The 10,441-nt window shown below is 75.3% G+C and carries 6 protein-coding genes; 3 read left to right on the plus strand and 3 right to left on the minus strand.

Annotated features, from left to right (window positions below):
- Positions 1-171: 171 nt before the first annotated feature.
- From HL054_RS19305 to sepH, 3 genes are all read right to left on the minus strand, one after another.
- Positions 172-2,028, minus strand: a complete 1,857-nt coding sequence (locus tag HL054_RS19305) for an ABC transporter ATP-binding protein (protein ID WP_369140701.1) — start codon at positions 2,026-2,028, stop codon at positions 172-174.
- Positions 2,025-3,827, minus strand: coding sequence for an ABC transporter ATP-binding protein (locus tag HL054_RS19310; protein WP_369140702.1), 1,803 nt, complete (start codon positions 3,825-3,827; stop codon positions 2,025-2,027). Before HL054_RS19310 ends, HL054_RS19305 begins: the two co-directional genes overlap by 4 nt.
- A 110-nt stretch (positions 3,828-3,937) precedes the next feature.
- Positions 3,938-4,891, minus strand: a complete 954-nt coding sequence (gene sepH / locus HL054_RS19315; protein WP_369140703.1) for a septation protein SepH — start codon at positions 4,889-4,891, stop codon at positions 3,938-3,940.
- A 288-nt stretch (positions 4,892-5,179) separates the two neighbouring features.
- Between sepH and HL054_RS19320 the strand changes: the two genes are divergently transcribed.
- The 3 genes from HL054_RS19320 to HL054_RS19330 all read left to right on the plus strand — a co-directional run bounded on the left by HL054_RS19320 (position 5,180) and on the right by HL054_RS19330 (position 10,424).
- Positions 5,180-6,964, plus strand: a complete 1,785-nt coding sequence (locus HL054_RS19320; protein WP_369140704.1) for an N-acetylglutaminylglutamine amidotransferase — start codon at positions 5,180-5,182, stop codon at positions 6,962-6,964.
- Between the two features lie 105 nt (positions 6,965-7,069).
- On the plus strand, positions 7,070-8,929 hold the full coding sequence (locus HL054_RS19325) for a S9 family peptidase (RefSeq protein WP_369140705.1): 1,860 nt from the start codon (positions 7,070-7,072) through the stop codon (positions 8,927-8,929).
- A 7-nt stretch (positions 8,930-8,936) separates the two neighbouring features.
- Positions 8,937-10,424: a circularly permuted type 2 ATP-grasp protein gene (locus HL054_RS19330; protein ID WP_369140706.1), complete on the plus strand. Its 1,488-nt coding sequence runs from the start codon at positions 8,937-8,939 to the stop codon at positions 10,422-10,424.
- Positions 10,425-10,441 lie beyond the last annotated feature (17 nt).

Below are 10,441 nucleotides of genomic sequence, written 5' to 3' on the forward strand. Positions count from 1 at the left end.
GTCTGCCGTGGTGGCCGGACGATCCGGCTGCCACGCTCGTCACCAGGACGACGACCGGCCTCGTACCAGGGAACGATCTTCCAGCAGCGCCTGTTCCTTCAAGGACCCCTCGGCCCCCCTGCAGGGGCCCGGCCCGAGCGTGCGAGGGCTGGGGGGCAGGGGGGTCCTTGTTCAGACGAGGGAGTCGGCCCAGGCGCGGTGCAGGTCGGCGAACCGGCCGGTGCCGCCGACCAGGTCGGCGGGGGAGCCGTCCTCGACCACCTCGCCGGCCTCCATCACCAGCACCCGGTCGGCGAACTCCACGGTCGACAGCCGGTGCGCGATGACCAGCGCCGTCCGGTCGGCCAGCAGCGTCTGCAGGGCCCGCTGCACCAGCACCTCCGAGGGGACGTCGAGGGAGCTGGTCGCCTCGTCGAGCACCAGCACCGCCGGGTCGGCGAGGAACGCGCGGGCGAAGCTGACCAGCTGGCGCTGCCCCGCCGACAGCCGGCCACCGCGTTTGGCGACGTCGGTGTCGTAGCCCTCGGGCAGCGCCCGGATGAAGGTGTCGGCGCCGATCGCGCGGGCCGCCGCCTCGACCTCGGCGCGGGTGGCGTCGGGCTTGCCGAAGACGATGTTGTCCGCGATCGAGCCGCTGAACAGGAAGCTCTCCTGGGTCACCATCACCACCGCCCGGCGCAGGTCGGCGTCGGCGAGCCGGGGCAGCGGGACGCCGTCCAGCCGCACCTCGCCGGCCACCGGGTCGTAGAACCGGGCGGTCAGCCGGGCCAGCGTGGACTTGCCGGCGCCGGTCGCCCCGACCAGCGCCACCGTCTGGCCGGCCGGGACGGTGAGGTCCAGGTGCGGCAGCACGGTCGCCGCGCCGTAGCCGAAGCGGACGCCGTCGAACACGAGCTCGCCGGGCGTCGGGTGCGGCAGCGGCACCGGGTCGGCCGGCTCGGGCACGCCGGAGCGCTCCTCCAGCACCCCGGAGAGCTTCTCCAGCGCGGCGCCGGCCGACTGGTAGCTGTTGTAGAACATCGCGATGTCCTGCAGCGGGTCGAAGAACCGGCGCAGGTACAGCAGGAAGGCGACCAGCACGCCGACGGCCAGGTCGCCGTCCATCACCCGCAGCGCCCCGTACCCGAGCACCGCCACGGTGACCAGGTTGCCGATCAGCGTCACCGCCGGCACGAACACCGCGATCAGCCAGAATGCGCGGTGCTGGGCCTCCCGGTTCTCCTCGTTGAGCTGCGCGTGCAGGGCGTCGTTGCGGGGCTCCCGGCGGAAGGCCTGCACCGCCCGGATGCCGCCCATCGTCTCGGTGAACTGGACGATCAGCGCCGCGATGGTCTGCCGGGTGCGCCGGTAGGCGACCGTCGAGTTCCGCTGGAACCAGCGGGCCAGCAGGAACAGCAGCGGGAAGCCCAGCAGCGCGACCAGGCCCAGCGGCGGGTCGAGCACGACCAGCACGGCGCCGATGAACAGCACGCTGAACAGCGCGGTGAGCAGGCCGTCGAGGCCCTCGTCGAAGAGCTCGGAGAGGGCCTCGACGTCGCTGGTGAGCCGGCTGATCGTCTTGCCCGAGGTGTACTGCTCGTGGAAGGCGAGGGGCAGCTGCTGGACGTGGCCGAACACCCGCCGGCGCAGGGTCAGCAGCACCGCCTGCCCGACCCGGCCCGAGCCCATCAGGAACCGGTAGCGGAGCACGGTGTCGACCGCGGCCGCCGCGACCATGGCGACCGTGGTCCAGACCAGCGGCCACGAGTCGCCGTCCAGCAGCGCCGGGACGGCGGTGTCGATGCCCACGCCGATGAGGAACGGGCCGGCCAGCCAGGCCAGGTTCTGCACGACGATCGTGGCCAGCAGCACCCAGAGCTGCCGGCGGTGCGGCCGCAGCAGCTCGCCGAGCAACCGGCGGGAGCGCCCGCGCAGGAACGAGCTGGCCGAGGCGGTGACCTCCTCGGTGTCCTCGCCGGCGACGCCCCGCCAGTCGGCGTGCACGTCGGGGGTCGCGTCCGGACCCGGTGGCACCTCGGGGCCGGTCATCGGCTGCCCGCCTCGGTCAGCTCCGGCCCGGTGCGGCCGGCGAGCTCGGACGCCGAGGACAGCAGCGCCCGGTAGGCGGGCACCTCGGCCAGCAGGTCGGAGTGCCGGCCGACCGCGGTGACCCGGCCGTGCTCGAGCAGCGCCACCCGGTCGGCCAGCAGCACGGTGGAGGCGCGGTGGGCGACGACCAGCGCCGTGGTGTCGGCCAGCACCTCGCGCAGCGCCCGCTCGACCAGCGCCTCGGTGTGCACGTCGAGCGCGGACAGCGGGTCGTCGAGCACCAGCACCGACGGGCGCCCGAGCACGGCGCGGGCCAGCGCCAGCCGCTGCCGCTGCCCACCCGACAGCGACAGCCCCTGCTCGCCGATCCGGGTGTCCAGGCCCCACGGCAGGTCGTGCACGAAGTCCGCCTGGGCCACCCGCAGCGCCTCGGCGACCTCGTCGTCCCCGGCGTCCGGCCGGCCCAGCGTCACGTTCTCCCGGACGCTCATCGAGAACAGCGTCGCCTCCTCGAAGGCGGTCGCCACCACGGCCCGGAGCTGCACCAGCGGCAGGTCGCGGACGTCGTGGCCGTCGAGGGTGACCCGCCCGCTGGTGACGTCGAACAGCCGGGACACCAGCGCGGTCACCGTCGTCTTGCCCGACCCGGTGGCACCGACCAGGGCGACGGTCTCGCCGGGGGCGACGTCGAGGTCGACGCCGTCCAGCACCGGCTCCCCGGCGCCGGGGAAGCGGAAGCCGACGTGCTCGAAGCGCAGCCGGGCCGGGGTGCCTACCTCCTGCGGCCGGACGCCGGGGGCGTCGGCGACGGTCAGCGGGGCGTCCAGCAGCTCGCCGATCCGGTCGCAGGCGCTGGCGGTCTCCTGGGCCTGGGCGAGCAGGAAGCCGAGGCTGAGGATCGGCCACAGCAGCACGGTGAAGAGAGCGACGAAGCCGACCAGCCCGCCCACGGTCAGCGCGCCGCTGCCCACCGCCAGGGAGCCGCCGACCAGCACCACCGCGAGGGTGAGCTGGGGGTGCAGCTCGAACAGGCACCAGATGAGCGCGAGGGTGCGCACCTTGGCCAGCTCGAGCTCGCGCAGCCGCACCGCCTTGCGGTCGTAGCGGCCGAAGACCAGCCCGCTGCGGCCCAGCGACTTGACCACCCGGATGCCCTGGACGGCCTCCTCGACGTCGGTGGTCAGCTCGCCCTGCTCGTCCTGCACCCGCCGCGACTCGGTGTTGTAGCGCTTCTCCCAGCGCAGCCCGAAGACGGTCAGCGGCACGGTGGTGACCAGCACCGCGACGCCCAGCGGCCAGTACGTGACGACCAGCAGGACGCCGACCACCGCGCAGGTGACCAGGTTGACCACCAGGAACACTGCGCCGAAGCCGACGAACCGCCGGATGGTCGAGACGTCGGAGGTCGCCCGTGACAGCAGCTGCCCGGAGGACCATCGTTCGTGGAAGGCGACCGGCAGGCGCTGCAGCCGCTGGTAGAGGGTGTCCCGGAGGTCGCGCTCGATCTGCAGGCTGCTGATGTTCATCGCCCAGCGGCGGAGGAAGAACAGCGCCGCCTCGGCGACCCCGAAGGCGAGCGCCAGCCCGACCAGCGGCACGAGGCCGGCGCGGTCGCCGCGGGCGATCGGGCCGTCGACCACCTCGCGGGTGATCAGCGGGACGGCGAGCTGGGTGAGGGTGGCCAGCAGGGCACCGACGAAGGTGAGCGCGACCAGGCCGCGGTATGGGCGGGTGAACGGCCACAGCCGGGCCAGCGACGACAGCCGCCCCCGGTCGTCGTCGGCAGGGGTCTCGGTCATGGCCTCCGCAGGCTATGCCGCCGGTCGGACGGTCTCGACCGCTTTACGGCCTCCCTGCAGGGGTCCGCCGCGAGCGTGCGAGTGGTGGGGGGCAGGGAGGACGGGGTCCTTCAACGGTGCCGGCGGACCCCGAAGACGATGTCCTCCCACGCCGGGATGCGGGCCCGCGGGTCGTCGGTCTCGCCCTCGCCGAGCCGGCCGAGCACCACGGTGTCCTGGGTGTCCGGGTCGATCTCGTCGTCGTACGGGCTGGCGTAGGTGGGGCGCGGGGCGTCCGGGCCGGCGTCGCCGGAGAGCAGGACGTCGACGGGGTTGCCGTCGGCCGGGACGACGTTGCGCACCTCGTCGTCGTCCAGCCGGTCCGCGGTGTCCAGCTCCTCGGCGTCGGCGAGCCCGTCGGCGCTGGGCACGGCGGTGACCGACCGGCGCGAGATCGGCGCCGCCGGCAGTCCGACCGGGACGTCGGGGACGACCCGGACCAGCCGGGTGCCCTCCGCGAAGTCCATCGTGGTCGCGTCGATCGGCGTGACGGTCTTGGCCGGGATGTCGTAGCTCCACCGCGTGGTGCCGGACTTGTGGCCGGCCCGCCAGGCGGCGCGCACCTGCCAGGTGCCGTCCTCGCTGCGGTGGGCGTCCCAGCGGACGGCGTCCAGGTCGGCGCCGAGCAGCCGCAGCCGCTCGGACATGAACTGCTCCAGCGGGATGCTCGGCGTGCCCTCGGACAGCCGGACGCGGGCGTCGCGGGCCTGCTCGGCCACCCGGGCGCGCTCCTGGAGCACCGGGTGGGCGAAGCGCATGATCCGCTCGACCCGGGTGCCGGACGCGTGCGCCACCTGCTCCGGGCTCTCCCCGGCCCGGATGCGCGCCTGGATGACCCGGGGCGGCAGGTCGTTGCCCGCGTCGAGCGCGGTCCGGGCGGAGGCGCCGTCCTGCAGCACGGCGCGCAGCCGGTCGTCGAGGGGCAGCTCGAAGCGCTCGCCGTCCTCCGTGGGGTCGGGCGCGTCCGCGGCGAGCACCAGGTGCTTGCCGTCGGCGGAGAGCGCCACGAGGCGCAGGGAGCGCATGGGGACGACCTCCAGCAGGGTTCGGTACGGGTCCGGCGGAGCGGACCGCTCCCACGCTATCCGCGCTCGCCGAGGGCCGTACGGCCGACACGCCACGTCCGGCGCGTCGGCTCGACACGGGCCGTCGGGGCGTCCTCGACGGTGGGTGCGCACCCGGTCGCAGCCTGCAGCGGCAGCCACGACAATGGCCCCCGACGGTGCCCCGGGCGCCCCCGCGGTCACCTGCCGGAAACAGTGCGGGGGGATGGTGGGGACGGCGGGACAGCCACTGGGCAGGGAGGGGCGCACGTGTGCGGCATCTCGGGTGAGGTCCGGTTCGACGGCGGGGTCGCCGACCTCGGCGCGGTCGGCGCGATGTGCGACCAGCTGCAGCGGCGCGGCCCCGACGGCTCGGGCGGCTGGCAGTCCGGGCCGGTCGCGCTCGGCCACCGCCGGCTGAAGATCATCGACCTGACCGACGCGGGCGCCCAGCCGATGGTCGACGCCGAGCTCGGGCTGACCGTGGTCTTCAACGGGATCATCTACAACTACCAGGAGCTGCGCGCCGAGCTGCGGACCGCGGGCTACCGGTTCTTCTCCACCTCCGACACCGAGGTGGTGCTCAAGGCCTACCACCGCTGGGGCGCTGCCTGCGTCGAGCGGTTCCTCGGCATGTTCGCCTTCGCCGTCGTCGAGCGGGGGAGCGGCCGGGTGGTGCTGGCCCGCGACCGGCTGGGCATCAAGCCGCTGTACCTGGCCCGCGGGCCGGGGCGGGTGCGCTTCGCCTCGTCGCTGCCGGCCCTCGTGCGCGCCGGTGGGGTCGACACCAGCATCGACCGGGTCGCGCTGCACCACTACATGTCCTTCCACGCGGTGGTCCCCGCGCCGCGCACGATCCTGGCCGGGGTCGGCAAGCTGCCGCCGGCCACCGTGCGCACCTACGAGCCCGACGGCACCGAGTCCGACTGGGAGTACTGGCGCCCGGTGCACGAGCGCCGCGCCGAGCTGGCCGACCTGCACCCGGTGGAGTGGCAGGAGCGCGTGCTCGAGCAGCTGCGGGTCGCCGTCCGGCGGCGGATGGTCTCCGACGTCCCGGTCGGCGTGCTGCTGTCCGGCGGGATCGACTCCAGCCTGGTCGTCGGCCTGCTCGCCGAGGAGGGCCAGCGCGGCCTGGCCACCTTCTCCATCGGCTTCGAGGCGGTCGGCGAGCGCTCCGGCGACGAGTTCGTCTACTCCGACGTGGTCGCGGAGACCTTCGGCACCGACCACCACCGGCTGATGGTGCCCACCGCCGAGGTGCACGCCGGCCTCGACGGCGCGATCGGGGCGATGAGCGAGCCGCAGACCAGCCACGACGCCGTCGCCTTCTACCTGCTCTCCCAGCAGGTGAGCCAGCACGTCAAGGTGGTGCAGAGCGGGCAGGGCGCCGACGAGGTGCTCGCCGGGTACGACTGGTACCCGCCGCTGGACGGCGTCCCGGTCGCCGAGGCCGTCGACGCCTACGCGGCGGTCTTCGTCGACCGCCCGCACAGCGCGATGGCCGGCGTGCTCGCCGAGCGGTGGCTGACCCCCGACGACGTCAGCCGCGCCTTCGTGGCCGAGCACTTCGCCCGGCCCGGTGCGGACACCACGCTGGACCGGGCGCTGCGGCTGGACTCGACGATCATGCTGGTCGACGACCCGGTCAAGCGGGTGGACAACATGACGATGGCGTGGGGCCTGGAGGCCCGCGTGCCGTTCCTGGACCACGAGTTCGTGGAGCTGGCCGCCGCCGTCCCGCCGGAGCTGAAGCTGATGCACGGCGGCAAGGGCGTGCTCAAGGACGCCGCCCGCAAGGTCGTCCCGGCCGAGGTGATCGACCGGCCGAAGGGCTACTTCCCGGTGCCGGCGATCATCGACCTGCAGGGGGAGTACCTGGAGACGGTGCGCGCGGCGCTGCACGCACCCGAGGCGCGCGAGCGCGGCCTGTTCCGCCCGGAGTACGTCGACCGGCTGCTGGCCGCGCCCAACGCCCACCGGACCACGCTGGGGTCCAACCAGCTGTGGCAGGTGGGCCTGCTCGAGCTCTGGCTGCAGCGGCACGGGATCCGCTGACGACACCGCGCCCGGTCGAGTCAGGGGCCAGGGCCACACTGCCGATGCCGGGGACGACGGCCGCGCCCGACGCCGCACCCCCACCGACCCCGCCGAGGAGGCGAGATGACCGACGCCCTGCTCTCCCGCGGCCTGTCCACCCAGGTCCGCCTCGCCATCGCCGAGATCGCCGGCGCCTCCGGGGTCTGGTGCCCCGCCCTGGCCCCGACCGGGGACCGGGTCGCCTGCGTCAGCGACCGCTCCGGCAAGCCCCGGCTCGAGGTGGCCACGCTCGGCCAGCAGACGCCGCCGGCCGTGCTCTCCGGGCCGGACGAGGAGGTCGTGTCGGTCGCCTGGTCACCGGACGGCGAGTGGCTGGCCTACCTGGTCAGCCCGGGCGGCTCGATCTGCGCCCAGCTGTGGGCCGTCCGGCCCGACGGCACCGACCGGCACCTGGTCGCCGGTGAGGACCCCCGGACGACGGTGTTCGCCGGCGGCTGGACCGCCGCCCCCGGCCACTACGTCTGCTCGATCGCCCCCGGGGACGGCCCCGGCGCCGACGTCGTCCTGGTCGACGTGGTCAGCGGCGCCCGCCGCACGCTGGCCACCGGCGGCTTCCTCTCGGTCACCGCGGTCGCCGCCGACGAGCGCACCCTGCTGGCCCGCCGCGGACCGCGCGGCCACCGGCACGTGGTGCTCGTCGACGTCGCCAGCGGCGAGCAGCGGCGGGTGGTCCCGCTCGGCAGCCCCGGCGGGGCGGCGTCCGAGGACGGCCGGTTCGCCCCCGACGGCAGCGCGGTCTACCTGCGCGCCGGGCTGCCCGGCGTGCCGGGGTTGCCGCGCAGCGACCGCACCGGCCTGCTCCGGGTGCCGCTGGACGCCGACCGGGTGCCGGGCACGGGCGAGGTCCTGGTGGCCCGTCCGGACGCCGACCTGGACGCCTACGCGGTGCTCGCCGACGGCACCGTCGTCTGCGTCTGGAACGCCGACGGCAGCACCGAGGTGGAGGTCCGCGACCTCGCTGACGGCCGGCTGGTGCGCGCAGTGCCGCTGCCCGAGCCGGTGATGCCCGGCTGGTCGCTGGCCGGCGACGGGCGCACCCTGCTCGCCGAGCTGACCGGGCCGCTGGCGCCGCGCTCGCTCTGGCTGGTCTCCCTGGACGGCGCCGACGGGCCGCAGCCGCTGCCCTCGACGCCGCGCCGGCCCGACCCGCACCTGCTGGTCGTGCCCGAGCACCGCCGCTACGCGGCCGCCGACGGCACCGAGCTCGACGGCTGGCTCTACGTCCCGCCGGGCGTGCACGGCCCCAACCGCACGGTGGTCAGCTTCCACGGGGGCCCGGAGGGCCAGGAGCGCCCGTCCTGGTCGCCGGTGGCGCAGTCGCTGGTCGCCGCGGGGCTGACGGTGTTCGCCCCCAACGTCCGGGGCTCGGGCGGGCACGGCGCGGCCTTCATGGCCGCCGACGACCTCGGTGCCCGGGAGGCGTCCTTCGCCGACGTCGTGGCCACCGTCGACCACCTGGTCGGGTCGGGTGTCGCCCGGCCCGGGCAGCTCGGCGCGCACGGCTGGTCCTACGGCGGCTACCTGACGCTGGTGGCGCTCACCCGCTGGCCCGACCTGTTCGCCGCCGGCGCGACGCTGGCCGGGATGAGCGACCTGCGCACCTTCTTCGCCGGCACCGAGCCGTGGATGGCGGCCGCCTCGGTCACCGAGTACGGCGACCCGGTGGCAGACCGGGACGTGCTCGCGGCGATCTCCCCGATGACGGCGCTGGACCGGCTGACCGCGCCGGTGCTGCTCACCCACGGCGACCGGGACACCAACGTCCCGGTGCTCGAGTCGGTGCAGGCGCACCAGGAGCTGACCGCGCGCGGGGCGACGGCGGAGCTGCTGCTGCTCACGGGTGAAGGCCACACGATCGTGGGACGGGAGAACCTGCTGCACCTGTCGGAGCGGGTGGCCGAGTGGTTCGATCGGTGGCTGTGAGCCCGCGATGACCAGCAGCCCCGGTGTCTTCGCCCGCTACCCCGGCTCCCCCGGGGACGAGGCCGTGGGCCCGGACGGCGCGGTGCGCGAGCCCTACGGCCCGGTCGCCCGGGTCCTCGACGACCTCGGCCGGGTGGGCGTCACCGCCCTCGTCGGCGCGATCGCCCAGGAGCGGCGGATGCGCGGCGTCGTCTTCGGCGGCTACGTCGACGGACGGCTGGTGGAGCGGCCGTTCCCGCTGTGCCCCGTGCCGCGGGTGCTGTCCGCCGCGGACTGGGAGCACCTCGCCCGCGGTGTCGAGCAGCGCACCCGCGCGCTCAACGCCTTCCTCGCCGACGTGTACCGCCCCGCCGGCCGGCGCCGCACCGACACCGACCAGCACCCCGAGGTGGTCCGCGCCGGCGTCGTCCCGGAGTGGATCGTCACCGCCAGCCCGGGGCACCGGCCGGCCGCCGTCGGGCTGGCCGCGGCCGGCCAGCAGCGGATCACCGTCTCCGGGCTCGACCTGCTGCACGGGCCCCGGGGCTGGGTCGTCCTCGAGGACAACCTGCGGGTCCCCTCGGGCATCGGCTACGCGCTGACCAACCGGGACAGCGCCCGGGCTGCCCTGCCCGGGCTCTACGCCGGTGCCGAGGCCGCCGGGCTGGTCGACCCGGGGGAGTCGATCGCGCTGCTGCGGGCCGCGCTGGTCGACGCCGCCCCGGCCGGCTGCACCGGCACCCCGCAGCTCGGCCTGCTCACCGACGGCCCGGCCAACTCCGCGTGGTTCGAGCACCGGCTGCTCGCCGAGGCGCTGGGCATCCCGGTCGTCACGCCGGACGTGCTGTGGCCGACCCCGACCGGCGGCGTCGCGGTGCAGGTCGACGGCGAGCGCATCCCGGTCGACGTGCTGTACCGGCGGTTCGACGAGGCCGACCTGGCCTCCCACCTGAGCCCCACCGGCGCGCCGCTGGACGTGCTGCTCGGCGAGGCGGTGCGCGCGGGGAAGCTGGCCGTGGCCAACGTGCCGGGCAACGGCGTGGCCGACGACAAGGCCACCTACCGGTACGTGCCGGAGATGATCGAGTTCTACCTCGGCGAGGAGCCGGTGCTCGCCGGGGTGCCCACCTGGCTGCTGGCCGACCCGGGCGACCTCGCGGCGGTCCGCGACCGGCTGCACGAGCTGGTGGTCAAGCCGGTCGACGGGTACGGCGGGCAGGGCGTGGTCTTCGGCCCGCACTGCTCGGCCGCCGAGCTGGCCGAGCTGCAGGCCGAGGTGCTCGCGACGCCGCACCGGTTCGTCGCCCAGGAGCCGGTCGACTTCTCCACGGCCCCCACCGTCGTCGGCGGCCTGGTCGCCCCCCGCCGGGTGGACCTCCGGGTCTTCGCGGTCGCCGGCACGACCACCCAAGCGCTGCCCGCCCCGCTCACCCGGGTCGCCCTGGAGGAGGGCTCCATGCTGGTCAACTCCAGCCAGGGCGGCGGCAGCAAGGACACCTGGGTCCTGCCGACGTAGGAGGCCCCGACCGTCCG

Origin of the sequence: Modestobacter versicolor (assembly GCF_041028285.1) — a bacterium.
GTDB lineage: Bacteria > Actinomycetota > Actinomycetes > Mycobacteriales > Geodermatophilaceae > Modestobacter > Modestobacter versicolor_A.

Bases quoted from the DNA above. Each gene is read 5' to 3' on its own strand.
- HL054_RS19305 (WP_369140701.1), bottom strand. From the start codon at position 2,028: ATGACCGGCCCCGAGGTGCCACCGGGTCCGGACGCGACCCCCGACGTG.
- HL054_RS19310 (WP_369140702.1), bottom strand. From the start codon at position 3,827: ATGACCGAGACCCCTGCCGACGACGACCGGGGGCGGCTGTCGTCGCTG.
- sepH (WP_369140703.1), bottom strand. From the start codon at position 4,891: ATGCGCTCCCTGCGCCTCGTGGCGCTCTCCGCCGACGGCAAGCACCTG.
- HL054_RS19325 (WP_369140705.1), top strand. From the start codon at position 7,070: ATGACCGACGCCCTGCTCTCCCGCGGCCTGTCCACCCAGGTCCGCCTC.
- HL054_RS19330 (WP_369140706.1), top strand. From the start codon at position 8,937: ATGACCAGCAGCCCCGGTGTCTTCGCCCGCTACCCCGGCTCCCCCGGG.